Annotated in this window: 19 protein-coding genes; 12 read left to right on the plus strand and 7 right to left on the minus strand. The window is 54.1% G+C overall.

Going from position 1 to position 23,967, the window contains the following annotated elements:
- Window positions 1-34: 34 nt before the first annotated feature.
- A complete protein-coding gene (locus F608_RS0113125; protein WP_022666105.1) occupies window positions 35-826 on the plus strand; it encodes a transporter substrate-binding domain-containing protein in 792 nt (263 codons plus the stop codon).
- A 196-nt stretch (window positions 827-1,022) separates the two neighbouring features.
- Here F608_RS0113125 and eutB read toward each other — a convergent pair whose 3' ends face one another.
- The 5 genes from eutB to F608_RS0113150 are packed head-to-tail and all read right to left on the minus strand — an operon-like array spanning window position 1,023 to window position 8,901.
- A complete protein-coding gene (gene eutB, locus F608_RS34790; RefSeq protein WP_022666106.1) occupies window positions 1,023-3,227 on the minus strand; it encodes an ethanolamine ammonia-lyase subunit EutB in 2,205 nt (734 codons plus the stop codon).
- On the minus strand, window positions 3,224-4,762 hold the full coding sequence (locus F608_RS31830) for an ethanolamine ammonia-lyase reactivating factor EutA (protein WP_022666107.1): 1,539 nt from the start codon (window positions 4,760-4,762) through the stop codon (window positions 3,224-3,226). Before F608_RS31830 ends, eutB begins: the two co-directional genes overlap by 4 nt.
- Complete coding sequence (locus tag F608_RS31835; protein ID WP_022666108.1) at window positions 4,759-6,873, minus strand: ABC transporter permease; 2,115 nt, start codon at window positions 6,871-6,873, stop codon at window positions 4,759-4,761. Before F608_RS31835 ends, F608_RS31830 begins: the two co-directional genes overlap by 4 nt.
- The gene (locus tag F608_RS0113145; RefSeq protein ID WP_244154291.1) at window positions 6,860-7,954 is read right to left on the minus strand and encodes a quaternary amine ABC transporter ATP-binding protein; all 1,095 of its coding nucleotides are present in this window, start codon (window positions 7,952-7,954) and stop codon (window positions 6,860-6,862) included. The genes F608_RS31835 and F608_RS0113145 overlap by 14 nt, the downstream gene beginning before the upstream one ends.
- Window positions 7,942-8,901, minus strand: a complete 960-nt coding sequence (locus tag F608_RS0113150) for an ABC transporter substrate-binding protein (RefSeq protein ID WP_022666110.1) — start codon at window positions 8,899-8,901, stop codon at window positions 7,942-7,944. The genes F608_RS0113145 and F608_RS0113150 overlap by 13 nt, the downstream gene beginning before the upstream one ends.
- Window positions 8,902-9,630: 729 nt before the next feature.
- Between F608_RS0113150 and F608_RS36195 the strand changes: the two genes are divergently transcribed.
- The 5 genes from F608_RS36195 (at window position 9,631) to F608_RS34795 (ending at window position 16,010) form a co-directional block, all read left to right on the plus strand.
- Window positions 9,631-9,786 carry a hypothetical protein gene (locus F608_RS36195; protein WP_022666112.1) on the plus strand — a complete coding sequence of 52 codons (156 nt, stop codon included), beginning with the start codon at window positions 9,631-9,633 and terminating at the stop codon, window positions 9,784-9,786.
- Window positions 9,787-9,789: 3 nt separating this feature from the next.
- Window positions 9,790-11,580: a YgiQ family radical SAM protein gene (locus tag F608_RS31840; protein WP_022666113.1), complete on the plus strand. Its 1,791-nt coding sequence runs from the start codon at window positions 9,790-9,792 to the stop codon at window positions 11,578-11,580.
- A gap of 117 nt (window positions 11,581-11,697) precedes the next feature.
- A complete protein-coding gene (locus F608_RS0113170) occupies window positions 11,698-12,414 on the plus strand; it encodes a FadR/GntR family transcriptional regulator (protein WP_022666114.1) in 717 nt (238 codons plus the stop codon).
- Between the two features lie 91 nt (window positions 12,415-12,505).
- Window positions 12,506-13,846, plus strand: a complete 1,341-nt coding sequence (locus F608_RS0113175) for a pyridoxal phosphate-dependent aminotransferase (RefSeq protein ID WP_022666115.1) — start codon at window positions 12,506-12,508, stop codon at window positions 13,844-13,846.
- Between the two features lie 343 nt (window positions 13,847-14,189).
- The gene (locus F608_RS34795) at window positions 14,190-16,010 is read left to right on the plus strand and encodes a bacteriohemerythrin (RefSeq protein ID WP_051148572.1); all 1,821 of its coding nucleotides are present in this window, start codon (window positions 14,190-14,192) and stop codon (window positions 16,008-16,010) included.
- A 131-nt stretch (window positions 16,011-16,141) separates the two neighbouring features.
- On the opposite strand, the gene typA is transcribed toward F608_RS34795, so the two are convergent.
- Window positions 16,142-17,995 (minus strand): translational GTPase TypA, encoded by a 1,854-nt coding sequence (gene typA, locus F608_RS0113190; protein WP_022666118.1) that lies wholly within the window; start codon window positions 17,993-17,995, stop codon window positions 16,142-16,144.
- A 131-nt stretch (window positions 17,996-18,126) separates the two neighbouring features.
- Entirely contained in the window at window positions 18,127-18,597 is a 471-nt protein-coding gene (locus F608_RS0113195) for an outer membrane lipoprotein (RefSeq protein WP_027362723.1), read from the minus strand.
- A 283-nt stretch (window positions 18,598-18,880) separates the two neighbouring features.
- On the opposite strand from F608_RS0113195, the gene F608_RS0113205 reads away from it, so the two are divergent.
- The 6 genes from F608_RS0113205 (at window position 18,881) to F608_RS0113230 (ending at window position 23,925) form a co-directional block, all read left to right on the plus strand.
- Window positions 18,881-20,026, plus strand: a complete 1,146-nt coding sequence (locus tag F608_RS0113205) for an ABC transporter substrate-binding protein (protein ID WP_022666120.1) — start codon at window positions 18,881-18,883, stop codon at window positions 20,024-20,026.
- An 18-nt stretch (window positions 20,027-20,044) separates the two neighbouring features.
- Window positions 20,045-20,905 carry a branched-chain amino acid ABC transporter permease gene (locus F608_RS0113210; protein ID WP_022666121.1) on the plus strand — a complete coding sequence of 287 codons (861 nt, stop codon included), beginning with the start codon at window positions 20,045-20,047 and terminating at the stop codon, window positions 20,903-20,905.
- Between the two features lie 3 nt (window positions 20,906-20,908).
- A complete protein-coding gene (locus F608_RS0113215; protein ID WP_022666122.1) occupies window positions 20,909-21,757 on the plus strand; it encodes a branched-chain amino acid ABC transporter permease in 849 nt (282 codons plus the stop codon).
- Window positions 21,754-22,497 (plus strand): ABC transporter ATP-binding protein, encoded by a 744-nt coding sequence (locus tag F608_RS0113220; protein WP_022666123.1) that lies wholly within the window; start codon window positions 21,754-21,756, stop codon window positions 22,495-22,497. The genes F608_RS0113215 and F608_RS0113220 overlap by 4 nt, the downstream gene beginning before the upstream one ends.
- Before the next feature lie 5 nt (window positions 22,498-22,502).
- A complete protein-coding gene (locus F608_RS0113225) occupies window positions 22,503-23,219 on the plus strand; it encodes an ABC transporter ATP-binding protein (protein ID WP_022666124.1) in 717 nt (238 codons plus the stop codon).
- Window positions 23,220-23,415: 196 nt separating this feature from the next.
- Window positions 23,416-23,925 (plus strand): hypothetical protein, encoded by a 510-nt coding sequence (locus tag F608_RS0113230; RefSeq protein WP_022666125.1) that lies wholly within the window; start codon window positions 23,416-23,418, stop codon window positions 23,923-23,925.
- Window positions 23,926-23,967: the final 42 nt, after the last annotated feature.

The raw sequence follows: 23,967 nt of genomic DNA on the forward strand, positions 1-23,967 counted from the left end.
ACATTTAATTTAATGATATGAAAGGATTTGAATGATGGGTAGAAAGATTGGGTTAAAGTTTGTTCCCATGGTGGTGATGGTTTCAATAATGTTTTCCATATCTGCCATGGCAGCCGATGGCAAATGGGCGCAGATTCAAAAGACAGGAAAACTGGTTGTTGGTAACTGCCCGGAATATCCCCCGTTTTCCTTCAGAGATACCAACAATAAGATTGAAGGTTTTGATACGGACTTTGCCAAAGCACTGGGAGATGCGCTTGGCCTGGAAATGGTGATGAAGGATACCGCCTGGGAAGGACTTGTGGCAGGGATGAAAAAGGGTGATCATGATATCATCATTTCCTGTATATCTCCTGAAACAGCCACCCGGGCCTCTAAAAATGTCAACATGAGCATCCCTTATCATCAGGTCAGCGAGATTATTATAACTCGGGCATCCGTAGAAGATATCAATTCCAAAGAAGACCTCTCAGGTAAAATTGTCGGCGTACAGACAAACTGCACGAGTGAAGCCGCAGTGGACAACTTGAAAAATAAGGGGATTGTTACAAAGGATATCCGAAGGTATGAACGGAATGCCGAAGCCCTTATCGATTTAAAAAACGGCAGAGTTGATGCCGTGGTTGTCGGATTTGCCTATGCAGCCACCACGGTAAAAGGGAATTCGGATTTAAAGATTATCAATGATCCGGTCAAGTCCGTTGATGTTGTTGTTGTTATGGACCACGGGGAAGACGAGCTGACCCGGAAAATTAATGACGCCATAAAAATGGTGAAGTCGAACGGCGCTTTTGATAAAGCGTATCAAAAGTGGCTGTCCTTATAAATATATTAAAGAATTTGATTTCGGATTTCTGGTTCCCTACATCCCGCAACTGGCAGCGGCATCCAGGGTAAAACCCTTACAATCGGAGTGCTGTCCTTTGGGATGGCACTCCTTATATCCGGTTTGGTTGGTGTCCTGAGATCCGGTAGTCTCCCTAGAATTCTGGATATCCTGCTTAGGATTTATGTAGGGATATTCAGAGTGACCCCGCTTCTGATTCAATTGTTTTTCCTTTCAGGATTTTCTCCAGCCGGTTTCCTGCGGCCTGGTGCCTGAGAATCTCAAGGGCTTTTTCCGCGATCAGGCTTCCGGCCTCCAGGGGGGGCAGGCCGTTGCTGTATATGTTCGAAATCACGGTATATTCGTGTCTGTTTTTCGTGTCGGAAAAGGACGGATCAAGGGGAAACATGAGATATGCGGACATGCTTTTGGATGCATGGGCATCGCCCCCGGGCCGCTCGCCGATGAGCATGATGACCAGGCGGGGATTCGATTCCCCGGAAATGGCTTCCGCCAGCTTTACCCGGCCAAAGGGCGCAATAAGAATTTCCCCGATGCAGAGGTTCCGGCTCTGAAGCCCGTCCATGAGAACCGGGAGCAAATCGGGAATGTTGTGATGGATGGCATCGGCGCTGAGACCGTCCGAAAGGACGATCCGCACATCCGACGGACCGAGCTGCCCCAGCAGGCTTCGGCTCTCCGAAGACAGACGGGTTCCTTTTTCCGGATCATTCAGGTGGGCTTCACGGCTGTCTGCGGCTGTGAAAATCCATTTGAAGCGATCCGGTTCAAGACCGTCAACGATCAATTGCTCGGGATCAAGATCACTGTAAATGGCATTGCGCGCGGTTGCCTGGTTGAACCGGGAGGTCCGGGATACCTGGTTTGCCGGGCGGGGACCGGCGTTTTCAAAGCCGTAGGCTGCCGGAAGGGACCCCAGCAGAGCCTGGAATTCCGTTTCAGACCGGCAGAAAATTTTGGGATTTCCCCAGTTGGGACCCCGGGTGTATTCTCCCTCCGGTGTTTGGATATAAATTCCCTTGGACACGGCCCATTCTGCGAATTCTGGGGCGGGACTGCGGCCGTGGATCTCCCGTAAGGTCTGGTCGTCGTGGCTGCTGGTATCGAAATAGGCCAGCATCCGGTCGGTGTTCAGATAAACATCCATGTAATAATTGGCCCCGGCTGCGGTCAACAGCTCGGTGGCGATCTGCTGGCCTTCCGAGGCAATGTTGGAGTGAAGGGTGTAGCAGGGGGCCATTCCCATGGGGAGTCCCATGAGCTTGCCCATGAAATGATCCTGGAGGTTGGATATGACCATCTCCATATCGTCCCGGTGGGTTTCCGGACCGATAAACCCGGTCACATTGTTAACCATGAACGGGTTATACCGGCGGGCCAGTCCGTAGCAGAGCGCTTCACAGGTGGTCATGTCCATGCCGTTGTGTTTCCCGTAACTGACTTCACTGCCCTGACCGGTTTCAAAGTACATCATCTGATCCGCTTCATCCCTGAGGGGACCGATCCGGTTCATCATATCCCAGGCGGCGTCAAGGTCATCCACAGTGACATCAAATTCCTCCACCAGGGTCTGGTCCGTACCGGCAAGGCTCTGGAACAAAATTTCCACGGGAGCCCCCTGCTCCAGGCAGCTGGTCTGGGTCTTGACATGGCCCAGCACACAGATCTGGGTGGGGGCACCGGTCTGCCTGCGGACTGCATCGAGCTGCTCCAGGACGGCCGTGATATTTTTAACGGTATCCTCTGCCGGATTTACGCCGATCAGACAGTCACCGCTGCCCATGGACAGGCCCAGATAGGTGAGCAGGGTCAATCCCTCCGTATCATCGGTGGGATGGTTGGGCTGAAGCCGGGAGGAGAGGGTTCCCCGCTGCCCGATCCCGGTGCGGGCCTTTGTCCGGGTTTCAATTTTTTTGGACACAAAGATCAACTCATGGACATCCATGAGTTTGGCAAGGGCAGCGGCCATGGGGCCGGTCAATCCACGGCCGATCCGTTTGATCCCCTCCCCTGTCTGTCCCATCAGTTTGTCCTTTACCTCTCCCAGGGTCAGGTGGGAAATGGAATCAAACACCTCTCCGTCAATATCATAGTTCACCCTCATGACCGAATCCACCTGTCCGGAATCATCTGTCAGGGGATGTTCAAAGAGATGTTTCAGGGTAAGAGAGGATAGAAGGGCCCGGGCCGCCTCCCGGGCCGCTTCATCTGCGGCGGCCAGGCCTGCGGAACAATCCCCGGCCTTGGGGTAGTCTGCGGCGCCCAAAAGGTGTTTGAGACCTTGAAACGTGTAGGTCCTGTCCATGAGGCAGGTGGTGTATTCCTTATCGGGCCGGGGCTCCGGAATCTGAATATCAATAATGGATGTCAATGATTTCATGAGGGTCTCCTCTTTTTGACGGTTTGCTTGTCCTGTCGGTCGCAAATTCCGGCGGCTGCGGGAGAGGTTTCATGGTGCATGCCGAAAAAAGAAACCGGCACCAGAACACCTTGCTCCCGGCCGATGGTGACGAACTTGGCATCCCGGTCCGGGATTTCGTCAAGAACGATGATGGGCAGGGGGATCTGCCCCCATTGGGTGGCATAATTGCCCAGGGTTTTCCCGCAATTGCTGTTGACCAGCAGCACAAGGGGGCGGTCTTCAGGCCATTGGGCCTTTGTCATCATGGTTTTCATATGCATGCCGAACTGCCGGAATTGATCCGGCCCATGGCCTTTTCCGGAATGGCCGGGTTCGGCCATGACCTGTACGGCGGCACTGGTAGAGCATTGCCGGGCCAGGCCCAGGGCCCGGGAAATACGGTCCGGACCATGGTCGATTTTCAACCGGGCCACGATGGGCAGTTCTTTCAGGGGCAGCCATGCGGGATTGGGCAGAAACAGGGTGGTACCCGATATTTCCGTATGGTAGAGGGCCAGCCCGTATACGGTGGCATGCCCCCTGTTCTCGGGCATGTTGTCCAACAAGTCTTTGGAAAGAACAGGGGAGGAGAGGATCCTCAGGGCCAGATCGACTCCCAGGTCTCCAAAGGCTGTGACTCCGGGCATGGGTTCGCCCAGGGCCGCCGTATAGACCAGCTCTCCGACTCCCCCGGAAAAGGTGATCATCAACGGGGCTGTTTTTTCCGGAAAATTCAAATCCGGAAGACAGAGGGGAACCTGTTCCAGAAAATCAAAATCAGGCTCTTTCTGCAGGGACCGCCGGCCGGTGGCCAGATCTTCCAGATAACGGACCATCCAGTCCACAAGACGGTCCAGGTCTTCCTTTTTGAGAAGGTCTCCCGGGACAATGGAAATTCCCAGCCGGTCCAAGAGCTTTTTTCCAAAGGAAGACATCTCCTTTAACCGGTAGGTGCCCGGAGAAAAACAGAAGTGACGGGCACCGATAAAGGCACATCCGGTGCTTAGGATATCCCCTTCCCGGCCCAGGGCCGTATTGGTGGTTCCGCCTCCGACATCGAAATTGAGCACAGGGCGCCGGGGGTGAACTTTCGACAGGGAATAACAGCTCCCCATAAAGGCCAGCCAGGATTCCAGGGAAGGATCATCGGCCGTGGCAATCAAGGACTCCCCGGCATGTTCCCGGACCAGGGATCCCAGTTTGCCGGCGTTTCTCCGGGTGGCGGCAAGGCCGGTAACAATGGCCCCGCCGGAAAAAATATCTTTCCCTTTAAGGTCTCCCTGTTCCATCCATCCCCGGATGATCCGATCCAGGGAGGAAATATCCAGGTCTTCTCCCCTAAAGGGGGTAAACACCGGGGTTGAACGGAAGATGATTTTAGGGCGTTCAAGGGAGACATCCCCTGAGACCCGGTGGGTAATGATCCTGGATCGTGCGGCAACGGCACTGCTGGTCGTGGAGCCGAAATCAAACCCCAAAAGGGTTACAAAGCGGTCATTCGCGGATTCGGTCATGCCGGTCTCATACTGGATCTCTTTGAAGCCGCCCATGCCTGGATGAGGCGGTCGGCAATGGTGGCGATAAAGGCAACGCCGAGTCCGGCAGTCAAGCCCAGTCCGTTGTCGGCCCGGGTCAGGGCGATGTAAACCTCCTGTCCCAGATCCCGTGTGCCCACCAAAGCGGTGATGACGACCATGGACAGGGCCAGCATGACCGTCTGGTTGACGCCCAGCATGATATCCGGAAGGGCCAGGGGCAATTCGACCTTAAAAAGGGTCTGCCAGCGGGTGCATCCGGAGACCACGGCGGCTTCCCGGACCGTGGACGAAACATTGAGTATGCCGTGGATGGTGTACCGTATGGCAGGGGCAATGGCATAGGCGATGATGGCGATCAATGCGGACACATCCCCCACACGGAACAGCATCACCACGGGCATCAGATAGACAAAAGAGGGCAGTGTCTGCAGGGTATCCAGGGCGATGTTCATCACCCGGGCCGTTCGGGTGCTCCTGGCGGCCCAAACCCCTAGAATAAGCCCGATCCCCGTGGCAATGATCACGCCGATGCCGCAGAGGTAGACCGTGATGATGGCTTTTTCCCAAAACCCGGTAACCGCGATAAAAGAGGCCAGACTGACCACCAGAACGGCCAGGCTGAACCCTTTGATCCGGTAGGCAATCAGGCCCAGGGCCAGGGTCACGGCCACCCAGGGCAGCCCGAGCAGAAACCGTTTCACCGGCATGAGGACGGCCAGGAGAAGGCCGCTGCGGATCCAGTCCAGCTGATCGTAAAAGTGGATATTGATGAATTTCATCAATTGGTCCCAGAAAGGGCCGGTGGTAACGGTCCAGTTATCGGGATAATCCATGAGCATGGGAAAGGCCTGGGACAGAAGATAGGAGACCAGGACGACGGCAAGGGCCAGCAGGGCATGCCAATGGCGTTTCCAAATGGGAACCCCCTTTGAACTTGCCGGCACCTTATGGGCAAAGGCCTGGCTGAGACGGTCCAGGGCAATGGCCATCACGACAATGGCAATGCCCGATTCCAGGCCGGCACCGATTTTCAGACGCCGGAGGGCGGCTAGGACATCATAGCCAAGGCCGCCGGCACCGATCATGGATGCGATGATAACCATGTTCAAAGAGAGCATGATGACCTGGTTGAGCCCCACCATGAGCTGGGGCAGGGCCGCCGGAACCTTGACCTTCCACAGAAGCTGGCGGGGGGTGCAGCCCATCATCCGCCCCGATTCGATGATTTCGGGCGGTGTCGCCCGCAATCCCAGCATGGTGCACCGGACCATGGGCGGGGTTGCGTAGATGATGGTGGCGATCATGGCGGAAACCGGACCAAAACCGAAGAGAAAGAGAATGGGAATCAGGTAGGCAAAAACCGGCACGGTCTGCATGAGATCCAGGGTCGGCAGGATCCATGCCTCTGCCCGGGAGCTCTGGGCGGCCAGGATGCCGAGCAGCAATCCGGCCAGGGCGCCGATGACCACGGAAATCAATATGGCGGCCAAGGTCATCATGGCGCTTTCCCACTGGCCGAACACGGCCAGGTAAACAAATGCCGAACCCGAAAGCAGGGCAAGTCCCCAGCCTTTCACGAAATGGCCGATAATGGCGATCATGCCCACCACGGCAATCCAGGGCAGATGGGGGATATGCAGGGTGGTTTCACCGCCCAGCACCAGGTCACCGCCGGTGGCTAAAATACCTATGGCCCATTTCATGGGCCATTCAAGGAGCCAGGCCAGGGACCGGGTCATTTCCTTGAACGTGAACAGGCCGAAGCTCAGATCATTGATCAGCCAGTTCATGAAATGATTCAGGCCGTCTTTAACCGGGAATATCCAGGCGTCCGGGAAAACCGCGACCCAGGGCGGCTCAGGACAACGGGCCGTGGCCCAGAGCAGGAACACGGCCGGCCACAGCCATCGGGTGAGGGGGATGGTTTTCAGGTTTTCCAGAAGAAGCTGCAGGGCCCTCAGCAACGGGGCCTCCCGGTTCACCGGCTCCAGGGGGACACTCTCTTCAACGGGCCGGCCCATGGGGGGGACAGACGGCAAAGGCACTTTAAACAATCCGGGAATGGTTCCTATTTCATTGGCACTCATTTAGGCTAACCTCTTCTCCAAGAAGGACCCGGAGAGCGTCCTGCATGGTGATCTCTCCGACAATCCGGTCCGTCCCGTCGGTCACGGGAATGGGTGTCCGCTGGTCAAGGAACCGGCAGAGGAGGGCTTCAATCTTGGTGTCTCCGGTCACCGGTTTGCCAGAGGGTACCCCTTTTGAAGATCCGTCCACCGGGGTCATCAGGGTGGCGGCGGACACAACCTTTGCCCGGGGAACCTTTTGGGTGAATTCCGAAACATAAGAATCCGCCGGCTGCAGCACCAGTTCTTCCGGGGTGCCCACCTGGATGATTTCCCCGTCTTTCATGATGGCGATCCGGTCTGCCAGCCGGATGGCTTCGTCAAAATCATGGGTAATAAATACGATGGTTTTGTGGAGGACTTTCTGGAGCCGTAAAAATTCATCCTGCATTTCCGCCCGGATGAGCGGGTCCAGGGCTGAAAAGGGCTCGTCCAGAAACCAGACCTCCGGTTCCACGGCCAGGGACCTGGCAATACCGACCCGCTGCTGTTCCCCGCCGGACAGCTCCCTGGGGAAATAATTTTCCCGGCCTTTGAGCCCCACCAGTTCGATCATCAGCTCGGCCTCTTCTTCCCGGACAAACCTGGCCACCCCCTGAACCTCCAGGGGGAAGGCCACGTTGTCCAGGACGTTCCGATGGGGCAGGAGGCCGAAGTTCTGGAACACCATGCCCATTTTTTTCCGGCGGATACGGATGAGGGTCTTCTCGTCGGCTTTGAGAAGATCCATGCCGTCAAAAAGGATCTCCCCGGCCGTGGGTTCGATCAGCCGGGACATATTCCGGACCAGGGTGGATTTCCCGGAACCGGACAATCCCATGATAACGAAGATCTCCCCTTCATAGATATCCAGGGATACATCCCGGGTGGCGCCGATCAACCCGGCGCCACAGATCTCCTCATAGGTCGGCTGATAACCGTGCTCGGCAAGAAATTGCTTTGGATGGATTCCAAAGAGCTTCCATACGTTGCGGCAGGCCAGTTTAACGGCCCCTTCGGTCGATTTTTCAGCTTTGGGAGCGGTCATCTCTATTTGACCCATTCCTTCCAGACGGCTTCATGGGTTTTCAGGTATTCGGCCACAACTTTTTCCAGTTTTTCTCCGTCCAGGTCGATTTTGGCGATCATCTCCCCCATTTCCTTGTTTTCGATGTGGAATGCCTTGATGGCCTTATGGGCACCCGGCCATTTGTCCTTGAGACCGGCCCAGGCAACCTTTTTAATCCATCCGGCCGGTTTGCCGCAGTCATAGGCCATCTTCGGGTTGCTTCCCCAGGAAGGATCTTCGTAACACTTATCCGTATATTCGGGGAACTTGATCCACTCCCCCTTGTACTTAATAGGAACCCAGTGGGGGGTGTATACCCAGAGAAGGATCGGGGCTTTCCGCTGGTATGCGGAGGTGAGTTCGGCAAACAGGGCCGCATCGGTTCCGGCATGGACCACCTCGTAATTCAGGCCCAGGGCCTTGACCCGTTCCTCGTCAAAGCCGCCCCATGTAACCGGTGCGCATAGATAGCGCCCCTTGGGAGAGGTTTCCGGAGTGGCAAAAAGTTCGGCGCATTTGTTCAGAGCCTTCCAGTCCGGGAGGCCCGGACATTTTTCTTTCATATAGGCCGGATACCACCACTCTTCCTTGGCAAACAGACCGGTTTCCCCAAGATCTTCGGTCTTGCCCGTGGCCAGGGACTTCAGCATGGCCTGCTTTCCGGTGGTTTCCCAGATCTCCATGGCAAGGTGCAGATCTCCGGATTCCAATCCTGCAAACTGGGCAATATAATCGGCAGTGACATATTTGATATGATAGCCCATGGATTGGAGGACCTGTCCCATTAAATGACTGGTCACCAGCTGACCGGTCCAGTCATGGAGGGTGATTTTAATGGGTTCATCCGATTCCGGAGACCCGGAAAACGCAGGCATTGGAGCGAAAATCATCACAGCAAGAATCATCCACATAGAAACGTGAACACAAAATCTTTTCATCATAGATCTTTCCTTAATTTGGGGTTATGGTTATAAGATGATTCAGCAGCAAGGCCCTTTTGATTCGACGGAAAAAATTTTTATCCTTTTTATTCATGGGGCCTTCGCTGCTGTCGATAGGCGGTTATCCAGGCCAAAATGCAAAATGACCGTTCATCATGATTCATGGGATGAACTTTTTTTTCTTTTAAGTGTCACAACCGGAAAAAGCATTTTATATGCCACAAACAATCATTTTTAAAGAAAAGAGGGATAAAGTACTAATATATAAGAATATTAAAAATATTTTACTGAGGCGGAGAGACAGGATTCAAGGGGAACGAATTACAAAAATGTGGTTTTGATGTTGGCATCGAACAAATTTGAAATATCGGGAATTTTACAGAGAAGAGACCATTTTGTTATCCAATATACTGGGATTTATAGCAAGAAATAAAATTTCCTGATAGTAAAAATATTTGCAATTTCTGCCGGGGCAGCAGATCCGTGTTGTAAAAACACAAATTTGTGTTTTTACTGATCCCATACCTCTTTCTCATGAAAGGCCGGCTTGTGAGGGTTTAGATCAAGCTCCCATGGACAATCAAGCTCACCCCCAACGGAAACGCCACAGCTTGAAAGCCCTGACACTGGCTGCTACACATGGGGCTGTGGTGAAATTCGCAAAAAAGCCTGTTGCCGATTGCAGAATCCATTCCCAAAGGCGGTACAGATTAAAATGGAAGTGATTTGATGGATAAGATCAGAATGAAAAATATAAAAGAGGCCTGCCTGCCCGGGAAGAAAGAATTCACCCCCTGGAAAATCATTTCCAGGGGAAAACAAAAAAACCCTTTGCAGGAGACAGGCGTGCCTGCCCTCCATGAACCCATAATAACGGAGGTATAGGCCATGTTTATCCCCACCACCCGGGAAGAGATGGGCAAACTTGGCTGGAAAGTCCTGGATGTTGTCCTGGTCACCGGGGACGCCTATATGGATTCCCCGTTCATGGGGGTGTCCGTGATCGGGAAAATTCTGATGGACAGGGGCTTTAAGGTAGGGATCATTGCCCAGCCGGATATTGACAGCGACCGGGATATTACAAGGCTGGGGGAGCCCAGGGTTTTCTGGGGCATTACCGGCGGGGCCGTGGATTCCATGGTGGCCAATTATACCGCTTCCGGGAAGTTCAGGAAACAGGATGATTATACCCCCGGCGGAGTCAACAACAGGCGGCCGGACCGGGCCGTGATCGTATACGCCAATCTGGTCCGCAGGTTTTTTAAACCCACGGTCCCCCTTGTCCTGGGGGGGATTGAGGCCAGTCTCCGGCGCATCGCCCATTATGACTTCTGGTCCAATAAGATCAGAAGGTCCATCCTCTTTGATGCCAGGGCCGATTACCTGGTATTCGGCATGGGCCACGCAAGCACCCTGGAACTTGCCCTGGCCCTGAAAAAAGGGGAGGATCCCTCCGCCATCCAAGGCATTGCATATATTACCAAGACAAAAAAGGGCCTGGAACTGCCTTCCTTTGAAGAGGTTCAAAAGGACAAAAAGGCCTATGCCGAAAGTTTTATCCAATTCTACGACAATATGGATCCGGTAACGGCCCAGGGCCTCTGCCAGAGGCACAACGACCGGTTCCTGAAGATCAATCCCCCCCGGCCCGCACCCACAACCCGGGAGCTGGACCAGATCCATGACCTCAATTTTGAGCGGGATCTTCATCCCTTTTACAGGGCCATGGGGGATGTCAGGGCCATGGAGACCATCCGGTTTTCCATTCCAACCCATATCGGATGTTACGGAGAGTGTAACTTCTGCGCCATTGCCGTCCACCAGGGCCGGACCGTCACCTCCAGGAGCGAAGCATCCATCCTCAGGGAGGCAGAGGAACTGACCCGGCTGCCCGGATTTCGGGGCATAATCCTGGATCTTGGCGGTCCCACGGCCAATATGTACGGATTTGAGTGCAAAAAAAAGCTGACCCAGGGGGCATGCAGGGACAAGAGATGCCTTTTTCCCAGGATCTGCCCCAGTCTCAAACCGGACCATTCGGGCCAGATCCGCCTGCTCGGAAAGATCCAGGCCCTGGACAGGGTGAAAAAAGTCTTTGTCAATTCCGGCATCCGGCATGATCTGATTCTAGCGGACAGGGCCCATGGCAGGGCCTATCTTGAGAGGATCTGCAAAGACCACGTATCCGGTCAGATGAAGGTGGCGCCGGAGCATACCCAGACCCATGTCCTGGATCTCATGGGCAAGCAGAACATCCAGGATCTGCTTGAATTTAAGAAGGCCTTTGACCGGATCTCGGCCGGAGCCGGGAAAAAACAGTTTCTGACCTATTATTTTATTGCGGCCCATCCCGGATCCACCCGGCAGGACATGACGGCGGCAAAGGAGTTCTGCCGGGAGCATCTGAACATCCATCCCGAGCAGGTCCAGATTTTTACCCCCACTCCCTCAACCTTTTCCTCCCTCATGTACTATACCGGAACCCGTCCCCTTACCGGAGAAAAGATCTTTGTGGAAAAAGATCCCCGGGAAAAAGAGAGACAAAAAGAGATTCTGACCCGAAAACCGGGCCGGTCCAGAAAAGCCCGTCCCGGAAAACCTGTAAAAAAATTCCCGCCTCTAAAAAAAGGATTTCATCCAGGAAAAAAGAGCAGCCCAAAGAACCAAAGAAAGCCCTGAGTCCTTCCTGGAAAATCAAAAAATGGTTTAACCATTATCTAATTGACATACACCCGTTTAAATGATTAAAAAACAGGGAGATCCATTTAACCAAACATTGACGAAACGGACGGGAGAATGTTTAAACAAGCCAAACAGAACCGGGTATTCCAGGATGTGGTCGAACAGATACAGGATGCCATATTGAGCGGAAAGCTTTCGCCGGGGGAGCGCCTGCCCGCCGAGCGGGATCTCAAGGACATGTTCAACACCAGCCGGGGAACCCTGAGGGAGGCCCTTCGGGTTCTCGAGCAGAAAGGTCTCATTGAGATCAAACTGGGCGTGTCAGGGGGGGCCATTGTCAAACCCATTGATTCCGAACCCATGGCAGAGTCCCTGGCCCTGTTGATCCGGTCGGGCAAGATATCCCTGGAGCATCTATCGGAGTTCAGGATCAAGATCGAAGGCAGCCTGACGGCACTGGCCACGGAAAGGGCCACCCCCGAGGATATCCGTGAGATGGAGCGGCTTTTTGCCCAGGCCAAGGTCTTTTTTGAACAGGGGGACTGGGAAAATTTTCTGAAAACCGACGAGGCCATGCACACCTATATCGGTATCATGTCCGGAAACCCGGTCTTCCAGTTCATCCAGAAGAGTATCCATGACAATATTCATCAATATTATCAGGTTTATCTTCCCATGAACCATGAGCGGACCCTGGAAAACTTGAACGACTTTCAAAAGATCATCCAAGCCATGAAGATCCGGGACAGTGTCAAGGCCTCAGACATCATCATGGACCATGTGAAGCGGTTCACTAAAAAAATGCAGAAAAAGTCCCACCAGCCCTCCTAAAGAAAGTCTTGCATAATTCTTAACAAGTCTCTACACTTGCATCTAATCAAATAATTGATTAATTTTCTAATCATATGTTCAGGAGAAACCTATGAATCCCCCCATTGATCCCAAAATCGTAAAACAGGAAATTGACGCCATGGGCCTTGAATCCGTGGGTATGGCCTCCATCCGGGAGCTGAACCGGATCGTCAACAATATAGAGACCGCATCCCGGGAAAAATTCATCCGCATGGAAATGGGCGTGCCCGGGTTGGATCCCCCTCAGATCGCCGTAAATTCAGAAATTGAAGCCTTGAAAAAAGGCGTGGGTTCCAAATACCCGCCCTTTGACGGAATCCCTGAACTGAAAACCGAAATCTCCGGGTTTGTCAAAAATTATCTGGACAAAGAGATCAATCCCATCTCCTGCTTTCCCACGGTGGGCTCCATGCAGGGCTGCTTCATGGCCATGATGTGCACCACCCGGAGGATGCGGGGAAAAGACAAGATCCTGTTCATCGACCCCGGGTTCCCGGTAAACAAGAACCAGGCCCGGGTCCTGGGGGTTCCCTTTGAAAATTTTGACGTCTATGAGTATCGGGGGGAAAAGCTTCGGGGCAAACTCGAATCCTATTTGAAGCAGGGGGACGTGGCAGCCATCATGTACTCCAATCCCAACAACCCTGCCTGGATCTGCTTTACGGATACCGAACTTGAGATCATCGGTGACCTGGCCACCCGGTATGACTGCATTGTTCTGGAAGATCTAGCCTATTTTGGTATGGATTTCAGAATGGACTATTCAGCACCGGGACAGCCTCCTTTTATTCCGACGGTGGCCCGGTATACGGAAAATTACATCCTTCTTATCTCCAGCTCAAAGTCCTTTTCCCTGGCCGGCCAGCGCATCGGCATGACCGCCATCCCGGACAGCCTCTTCAACTCCGAGGGGGACAACCTGAGACCCTGGTTCAACACGGATAATTTCGGGTACGCCTATATCTTCGGGGCCATGTATGCCTTAAGCTCCGGGGTCTCCCATTCCAACCAGTACGGACTCCTGGGTCTGCTCAAGGCCGTCAACCGGGGAGAGTACAATTTTGTGGAGGAGGTCAAAGAGTACGGAGACCGGGCCCGGGCCATGAAAAAGTACTTTACGGACAACGGGTTTCATATTGTCTATGACATGGATGACGGGCAGAAAATAGCAGACGGCTTCTATTTCACCATCTCATACCCGGGGTTTACAGGAGTCGAACTGGTGGAGGAACTGCTCTACTACGGCATCAGCGCCATATCCCTGACCACCACGGGCTCGGACCGCCACGAAGGCCTGCGGGCCTGTGTCTCCCAGACCGGAAAGGACCGGTTCCCGGACCTGGAACAGAGGCTGGTCCGGTTCCGGGAGGATCACCCCAAAGGATCTGATTTTAAGATTATTCATTCTTAATTGTAAGACCCGGACAATTGCCGGCGGACTCCGGCTCAAAAAGGCGAAGCCGGACGATTTCGATAAAAAGACAGGGAAAATTCCCCCTGTCTTTTTGTTTTCCGGCCGTGCCGGATATTGGATCCCGGCCAGGATGGCAGACAAAGAGGATCGTTTTCAGGACAATCTTCTCAAACCACAGACCACAGGGAACTTCCGGCCGGAAAGTCCAAATCCTGTTCCTGTAAAATCAGGGGATATCTTGATTCTAATATAAAAATCATGGAGTTGGGATTATAAAACTGATATAGATGCAGCTTTACTAAAAGCTAATTTTACGGATATCTCATAAGGAGAAAAAGCCATGCCATTGTTCCGGAAAAGTTTAGAACTAAGGCTCTTTGTCACACTTCTGGTTATTGTCTGCGCCTCCTGTCTAGCACTGACTCTACTCATGGTTCACTTCCAGCATTCCTCGGCTGTCCGGCTCACAGGACAGGTGACCGGAAAAATAGAGGAACTGAAAACCCTTCCTGAGGACCAGCACGGAGCCGCTCAGGGACGGATCATCAAAGAATTGGAGCAATTGCCCGGGGCCCTGGCCTCCGGAACACGGGTTCCTGCGGTTCTGCTTGCCCTGGTCTCTGTTTTTGTTATCCTGGGAGCTGCCGTACTCCTGCTCCATTTCGGACTTTTCAGGCCTGTCCGGCAGCTGAATCAGAAACTGGAACAGACCCTTCACGGGGATGAAAAAGACTTGACCGTCAGGATGTCCCTGGACCGGCCCGATGAAATCGGGGCCCTGTCAAACCGGTTTGATGAATTTGTCTCCAACCTGGACCGGATTATCCTCAATATCGGAGGAAAGACGGAAACCATTACCGCAGCCTCATCTGAAGTATCATCCGCCTCGGAACAGATGGAAGAGGAATCTTCGGATCTTTATACCCGGTCCAATTCCGTGGCTGCCGCAGCCGAGGAGATGAACGCCAGCATGCAGTCCGTGGCTGCGGCCAGTGAGCAGGCCTCGGCCAATATCGCCAATGTTGCCCAGGCAGCCGGCCAGATGCAGTCCAGCATTTCAAGCATTGTCGGCAACTGCGAGGATGCCGGGCAGACCTCCAATTCGGCCAGGGAACAGGTGAGCCGGGCCATGGATGAAGTCGGACGGCTGGGGGACGCGGCCAAGGAGATCAACCACGTCACCCAGGTCATCACGGAGATTGCCGAACAGACCAATCTCCTGGCCCTGAACGCCACCATTGAAGCGGCCCGGGCCGGATCCGCCGGAAAGGGATTCGCCGTTGTGGCCGATGAGATCAAACATCTGGCCGCCCAGACCGCCGACGCCACCCAGAGCATCCAGGAAAAAATCAAAGGAATCCAGGAATCCACCGGGGAAACCGTAAAAGAGGTGGGCAATATCTCCCAGGTCATCTCCCATGTGGATGATATTGTCCACGATATTGCCCGGTCTGTGGAGGAGCAGTCCAGGGCGGCCAAGGACGTATCCGAGAACATTGACCAGGCCTCTGAAGGCATTTTGGAGGTGAGCGGGAACGTGGCCCAGAGTTCTCTGGTGGCCGCTGAGATCGCCGGAGACATCTCCCGGGTGGACAATGTGGCTGCCCGGATGTCCGGCCATGCCGGCAACCTCACCCAGGGGGCCAGGGAGCTGGACGGTCTGTCCGTGAGTCTGAGGCAGATGATTGCCGTGTTCAAGGTCTCCCGCCCGGAAGAGGGGGGCGCGGAAGAGTTCCCTGTCCGCGATATTCCGGACATCATGCCCTGGGGCCCCAAACTTGAAACCGGCCTCCCGGATATTGATGACCAGCATAAAAAGCTCGTGAAGCTGGTCAATCTTCTGCACAGGGCCATGCGCATGCAGAAAGGGGCCAAAGAAGCCGGAAAGATCCTCAAGGAACTGACCGATTACACGGTGTTCCACTTTGGATTTGAAGAGACTCTCTTTGACCGGCACGGCTATCCCGAGACCCAGGCCCACAAAGAGATTCACAAAAAACTGGTGGAAAAGGTCAGCGCCTTTCAGCAGGAGTTTGATTCGGGCAAGGCCGGGCTGACCATGGATCTCATGGATTTTCTCAGGGACTGGCTAAAGAACCATATCCTGAAAACCGACATGGCCTATGCTCCTTTTCTCAAAGAAAAAATGGAGAGTGTTTAGGAGACAGATTCTCCGGTCAGAGGCGTTGTAGGGTTGTATAAAAAAATCCGGAATCCACCAAGGTGGATTCCGGATCAAATCTTTGCGATGGACAACTCTATCTTCAGGCCGGCATTGGCCCGTTCCCTGGGTTATTTTCCGTTCTGATTCTTCTTTTTTAATTTGCCGGCTATGAGATGGCGCTTGCCCGCATGGAGGACCGTTTTCCGGATCCGGATGGAAAGGGGGGTCACCTCCACCATTTCGTCGTCCCGGATAAAGTGGATGGCCTGTTCCAGGGTCATGGGTTTGACCGGGGAGCAGATGGTGGCCTCATCCTTGCCCGAAGCGCGCATATTGGTCAGCTTCTTCTCCTTGCAGGGGTTGACGTCGATGTCCGAGGCCCGGTTGTGCTCCCCCACGACCATGCCCTCATATACCGGGGTTCCCGGGGGAATAAAGAGCTGGCCCCGGGGTTCCAGGTTGAACAGGGCATAGGGGACGGCCTTGCCCTGGCGGTCACAGACGATGGACCCGTTGAACCGCAGGGGAAACTCTCCCCTGTGGGGCTCGTACCCGGACAGATAGGAGTTCATGATGCCCGTTCCCCGGGTATCGGTCATGAATTCGTCCGGATACCCGATCAGGGACCGGGAGGGAATGGAAAACTCGATGCGGACCCGGCCCTTGCCGTTGTTGACCAGGTTGGTCATCTTGCCCTTGCGGATGGAGAGTTTTTCCGTGACCACCCCCAGAAAGGCCTCGTCACAGTCCACAAAGAGATGCTCAATGGGCTCCAGGCGCTGCCCGTCCTTTTCCTTGTAGATTACCCGGGGCCGGCCCACACAGATCTCAAATCCTTCCCGGCGCATGGTTTCGATGAGAATGGCCAGCTGGAGTTCTCCCCGGCCCTTGACCACAAAACTTTCCCCCTCATCGCTTTCCTCCACCTCAATGGCCACGTTCATCAGGGTCTCCTTGAGCAGGCGCTCCCGGATCTTCCTGGACTGGACATGTTTGCCCTCCTGGCCGGCAAAGGGAGAGGTGTTGATGGAGAACTGCATGAATACCGTGGGCTCGTCCACGGTGATCCTGGGCAGGGAAACCGGGGCATCCTTGGTGCAGATGGTATCCCCGATCTTGACATCCTCAATCCCGGACAGGACCACGATATCCCCCACCTGGGCCTGGTCCACAGGGACCAGGGTGGGGCCGTCATAGGACTGGAGCTTGCTGACCTTTAAGGCCATTTTCTTGTCGTTTTCTCCCATGCAGACCAGGCTCTCATTGGATGCAACCGATCCGTTGAACACCTTGCCGATGGCCAGACGTCCCAGGTAATCGGAGTATCCCAGGTCGGACACCAGCATCTGGAACGGGGCTTCCGGGTCATAGGACGGGGGAGGCATTTCATCCAGAATAATCTCAAAAAGGACCTTGAGGTTGTCCACATCCTCTTCAAGCTCCCGCTTCACGATCCCGTCCCTGCCGATGGCATAAAGATAGGTGAAATCAAGCTGTTCTTCCGTGGCGTCCAGGTCGATGAAAAGGTCATAGACCATGTCCAGGACCTCGTCGGGCCGGGCATCCTTGCGGTCGATCTTGTTGATGATCACCAGAACGGGCAGGTTGGCTTCAAAGGTCTTCTTTAATACAAACCGGGTCTGGGGCAGAGGCCCTTCGGAAGCATCCACCAGCAGAATGGCGGAATCGGCCATGGACAGAGCCCGTTCCACCTCTCCTCCGAAATCGGCATGGCCCGGGGTATCAATGATATTGATCTTCACCCCCTTGCAGGTCACGGAGCAGTTCTTTGCGGCAATGGTAATGCCCCTCTCCCGCTCCAGGTCCATGGAGTCCATGAGGCGGTCGTCCACCTCCTGCCCTTCCCTGAAGAGCCCGCTCTGGCGGAACATGGCATCCACCAGGGTGGTCTTGCCGTGGTCTACGTGGGCGATGATGGCAATATTGCGCAGATTTTCATTTTGTGACGATAATTTTTTCATATTCACCTGAATTTATGGGGTTGTTTTTTCCTAAATCGGTCCTGACAGTTCAGGGGTCTTGCAAATCAAGACCCCTGTCAGCATAGGTTTTTCCGGATACGGATGGGTTGGGTTGATATTTTTCGGGGAGCCTATTTGGAAACCCTTGTATTTCCCTCCGAAGAGGAGATAATCCTAACCCGGTCTCCCGGGGCCAGATCCATATCTGCTTCCTGGACCACGACAATGGTCCTGCCGTTGTCCTTTTTTACGACAATTTCAAGGCCGGGTTTCCGTGTGATTCCCTCTTCGGCAACGGCCCCGGCTGCTGCTCCGGCCAGGGCCCCGATCACCGTGGCAACCGCTTTCCCTGATCCGCCGCCGACGGAATGACCGGCCACACCGCCGGCAATACCTCCGGCCGCGGCGCCGATGGGGGTCTTGGTCCCTTCAATAAGCACTTCCTTGACCGACTCTATGGTGCCGGTCTCCACGGTCTGAACCTGCCGGGCTTCATCCCGTGTGTATACCCGCCCCGACCTGGACGGGGCGCATCCGGCAATCACCAGGGCCGACAATAGAGTTAAAAGAATGGCTTTTATGATCCGCGTACCCGTACTCATTTTTTTCATCCTCATCTTTCTGTTTTTCCTGGCTATATGAAATACGCATTAAACGGCAAAAGTCAATTACAGACCCCTATGAATACCATTGAAATTTTCTTCCTGCAAATGGTTTCAGTCTCCCCCAAAAAGGTTTTTTTGATGCCGGTCCGCCAGGGATAATTCTCCAAAAACCTATTGACACAATGGATAAGCTTGTATAGACATGTATAGGCTTTGGTTCTTTGGGAAACTTCCCATGAAAGCATCGGTAAAAAGCACAACACTTACAAGGAGATCGAAAATGATTAAAAGATTGCTGTTGGTTGGTTTGATACTTTTCGGGGCATATTTCAGCCAGGCCTGGGCTGCCGAACCTATAAAAATCGGGTTTAACACCCCCTTGACCGGATTTGCGGCGTCCGACGGAAAATCATCCTCTTTCGGTGCCAAGCTGGCCGTAAAGCAGATCAATGAAAACGGGGGAATTCTGGGCAGAAAACTGGAGTTGGTCATCTACGACGACCAGGCCAATGCATCCCAGTCCATCCCCATTGCCAATAAGCTCATCGGCCAGGACAAGGTCGCCGTGGGCGTCTCCGGCAGTTATTCAGGGCCGACCCGTTCGGCGGCAGGCATCTTCCAGGAGGCCGGAATTCCCTATATTTCCGCCTATGCCATCCATCCGGACATCACCAAGGCCGGTGACTTTGTATTCAGGACCTCTTTTCTGGGTGAAGTCCAGGGAAAGGCCGGGGCCAAGCTGATCGGTGAACTCCTGGGGAAAAAGAAAGTGGTCATGATCACCCTTAAAAATGATTTCGGCAAGTCCCTGGCCGCCGGGTTCAAGGAAAAAGCCGCCGACTTCGGAATTGATATTGTCAACGAGTATGAATACTCCATCAAGGACCGCCAGTTCGGCGCCATCGTTGCCAAGGTAAAAGCGGACAAACCTGAAGCCATCTATGCCTCGGGATACTACTTTACGGCAGGCCCCCTGGTCAGCCAGCTTCGGGCTTCGGGCATCACCGCACCGGTTATCGGCCAGGAGGGATATGACTCCCAGAAATTTATCGAAATTGCGGGCAAGGCGGCAGAAGGGGTGATCATCACCACCTCCCTTGACCGGGATTCCACGGTTCCGGAAACCAAAGAGTTCATTGAAAATTTTGAAAAAATGGCCGGGTACAAGGCCGATATGGTGGCGGCCTCCGGACATACCGCCGTAAAAGTGGCCGCACTGGCCATTGAAAAGGCCGGCAGCACGGATCCCAAGAAGATCAGGGATGCCATTGCCAATATTTCCATGAAAGCCTCCACCGGGACCATTGAATTCAATAGCCTGGGCGAAGTCATGAAAAGCGTCCAGAACCAGGTGGTCAAAGACGGAGAGTGGCATCACCACTCGGTCATTGATGATCCGGCACTTTTACAGCCCCCTGAAAAATAAAATCCCAAGGATGCATGCGTGCTCTATATTGAACTTCTGATTCAAGGGTTGATACAAGGGTCAACCTACGCCATCATCGCGGTGGGGTTGACCCTGATTTACGGGCTGCTACGGGTGCTCCACGTGGCCCATGCCGGCCTGTTTACCCTGGGGGCCTACCTGGGGGTGATTCTGACCAATCAGACCGGCAGCCTGCCGGCGGGGATGTTCCTGGCGGCCCTGGCCGCCGGCCTGGCCGGAATGATCATCTACCGCCTGGTATACGAACCCATACTGAACCGTCCCCCCTATGTGGCCCTGATCGCCTCCATCGGCCTTTATATAGGCATGGAAGAGCTTTTCAGGCTGATTTTCGGCCCCTTTGGCCTTACCTTTGTCTCGCCCCCCCTCCAGGATATAGTGGTGGTTTTCGGCATCCATCTGAGAACCTGTCAGATCGTCACCGTGATCACCAATCTCCTCCTTCTGGGCGTCCTGGCCTGGATTGCCCAGAAGACCCGCATCGGTACGGGATGGCGGGCAACCGTGGATGATCCCAAAATTTCTGCCTGTTTCGGCATTGACCCCATACGGGTCAGGTACCTGGTCTTTTTCACCGGCAGTGCCCTGGCCGCCGTGGCCGGTGTGCTGGTGGCCCTGCTGAGCAATTTTGTGGAACCCACCATGGGGGCGGTTCCTTCCTATAAGTCCCTTGCCATTATCGTGCTGGGGGGGTTGGGAAATGTCATGGGCACCCTGATCGCCTCCCTGATCCTGGGCATTATCGAGGCCTTCGGCACCATATATGTGGGCAACCTCCTGGACAGGGATGCCATTGCCTTTGCCTTTCTGATCCTCGTATTGATGATCAAACCCACCGGACTCTTTGCATCGAGGTAAATTATGGGATTATATGAAATCAGTCTGGCAACGGTCGTGGGAATCAATATCATCCTGGCGGTGGGCCTGAACCTGATTACCGGATACTGCGGACAGATCAGTCTTGGCCATGCCGCCTTTTACGGAATCGGGGCATATGCCACCGCCCTGCTGGCCAAGGCAGGATGGCCGGTTTACCTGACCCTGGGGGCCGGCTTTGTTCTGGCCGGCCTGATCGGGGCAGTTATCGGTTTGACCAGTCTCCGGGTCAGGGAGGATTTTCTGGCCATCGTGACCATGGGCGTGGCCTTTCTTTTTGTGGGAATTGTCCGGCAGCAGGAAATTCTTGGCGGTGAAATGGGCATTTCAGGGATTCCTTCCCCCGGGATGGACAAGGGAGGATACCTTTGCCTGGTCTTGTTTTTTGCCTTTCTTTCCATCCTTTTTTCCTGGCACGTCAAACGCTCCTGGATGGGATATGCATTTGATGCCGTGGCCGACGACGAACAAACGGCCAGGATACTGGGCCTGGATGTGAAATCCTACAAAATCACGGCATTTGCCATGGGAACGGCCATGGCCGGGCTGGCCGGCGGGCTCTATGCCTATTATACCCGGTTCATCATTCCTGAAACATTCGGATTTATCCAGTCGGTCACCATTCTGTCCATGGTCGCCGTGGGCGGGATCGGATCCATTTTCGGGGTGGTTGTGGCCACTGTTTTCCTTTCTTTAATGCCGGAGATGTTCCGGTTCATCAATGATTATAAACTCTTACTATACGGGGTCCTGCTGTTTTCGGTCATGCGCTTTGCCCCGGAAGGCCTGTCCGGCCTGGTCAGGCTGCTGAGAAAAAACCGGAGGCCCAGATGAGTGAAATCCTGAGGGCAGAGTCGGTTACCGTTAAGTTCGGCGGTGTAACCGCCCTTGACAATGTCAGCCTTTTTGTTGCCAAAGGAGAATTTTTAAGCCTGATCGGACCCAATGGTGCCGGAAAAACCACCCTTTTGAACACATTGACCGGGGTGGTCAAACCGGTGAGCGCGGTTTTGAAACTGGAAGATCAGAATATCTCCGGACTGCAGACCCATGAAAGGATCCGGAAAGGCCTGGCCCTGACCCATCAGATTGTACGGCCCTTTACCTCCATGACGGTTCTCGAGAATGTGGCCTTTGCGGCCGGGTTTAAAAAGGTCAGGAAAATCTGGCCCTCTTTGATGACCCTTGACCGGGCCCCTGAAAAGGAAAAGGCGGTCAGGTTCCTGGAGATGGTGGATATTGAATCCTATCGGGATCACGAGGTTTCAAAACTGCCCCTGGGGGTTCTCAAACGGCTGGAAGTGGCAAGGGCCCTGGCCGTGGAACCCAAGATCCTGCTTCTGGACGAACCCCTGGCCGGGCTCAACAGCCAGGAGGCCGGGAAACTGGCCGACATGGTGAAAGAAGTATCCAGACAGGGAATGACCATTGTGATGATCGAACATAATCTGAGTGAAGTCCTGCGGATCAGCGACCGGCTTCATGTTCTGGATAACGGCCGGAACCTGGCCCACGGGGAACCTGCAGAGGTAATGAAGCAGCCCCGGGTCCGGGCCGCCTACCTGGGAGGATAGAAAATATGCTGGAATTAATGGATCTGTCCTGCGGATACGGCAGCATGCAGGTGGTCAAGCATCTGGACCTGGCCGTGGACAAAGGATCGGTTACCGCCATCCTGGGCGCCAACGGGGCCGGAAAATCCTCTTTGATCATGTCCCTGGCCGGTCAGGTCGACATCTTTAGCGGAAGCATTTTTTACAGGGGAGAGGAGATCACAAAAAGCTCTCCCATGGAAAGGGTAAGGAAGGGAATCGCCCTGGTGCCCGAGGGCCGCCGTCTGTTCAAAAGCCTGACTGTAAAGGAAAACCTCGTGGTCGGCGGCTATACCACAGACAAAGATCAGGCCGGGCAAAGCATGGAGAATGTGATCTCCATTTTTCCCAGGCTCGGGGAAAGGCTGAATCAAAAATCCGGCTCTTTGTCCGGCGGGGAACAGCAGATGCTGGCCATCGGCCGGGCTCTCATGGCCGATCCCAAGCTTTTAATGATCGACGAACTCTCCCTGGGGCTGATGCCCAAGGCCGTGGACACCTGTTACAAGGCCATTGAAGCCCTCAACAAAGAGGGGCTGACCATCCTGCTGGTGGAGCAGAGCACCCAGAGAGCCCTTGCGGTTTCCCAATCGATCCTGGTCCTTGAGTCCGGCAATACCGTGTGGCAGGGAAGCGCCTCTGAAGCCCGGAAGTCCTCTGAGATGATTGATGCCATTCTGGGGCTCCACGATTCCGAAAAATAGACCGGATCCGGAACCTGGGCTCAAAGCCTGAATGCACCGGTCCGGGAGACCCGGGGGCCTTTCCTGTTTTTTTTAACTCTGTCCGGTATTCCCGTTTAACCCCTTCCCTCTTTTTAAGAGAATCTCAACCTTGTAAACTCAGGTTTGTGCATTAGTTTAAAACATGTCTTTTTAACCCTTAACCTGGGAGATCCCAATGACCGGAACCCTTGCAGCCATAATTCTACTAGGTGCCGCAGTCGGTATCGGATGGATGATGTTTAAAAAGAAAGCAAAAGAGCCGGAAAAGACAGCCCCTCCGCCTGAACCGGCCCGGACGGATGCCGACGAGTTCAGGGAGATCATGGATTCCCTGCTGGGGCTCAACCTGATGATGAGAAAGGATCCGGCCCTTTCCCCGGATATGACCCGGGAAATCGAATCCATCATTGACGATCTCAGATCCGTGATCCCGCCCATGATGAAGCAATATCCGGGAGAGGCCCTGACCTATGAGCTGAAAAAAATCGGGCTCACCCACCTCAAAAAAATTGTAAAGGAGTTTCTGGACCTGTCCCCGGAGAGCCGAAAAGCCCAGGACAAGATCTTTAAAAATTCCGTCCAGAGCCTCGGTGAGGTAACCCAGAGGTCCAGACAGATCATTGAGAACAACGAGACGGCCGAGTTTAAGACCATGGCTCATTTTCTGGCCGGTAAATTCTCTTGATGGATCCGGCTTTTGACTTTCAGTTTTAGACTTTAGACTTAA

The sequence above is a fragment of the Desulfospira joergensenii DSM 10085 genome, from assembly GCF_000420085.1.
GTDB classification, from domain to species: domain Bacteria; phylum Desulfobacterota; class Desulfobacteria; order Desulfobacterales; family Desulfobacteraceae; genus Desulfospira; species Desulfospira joergensenii.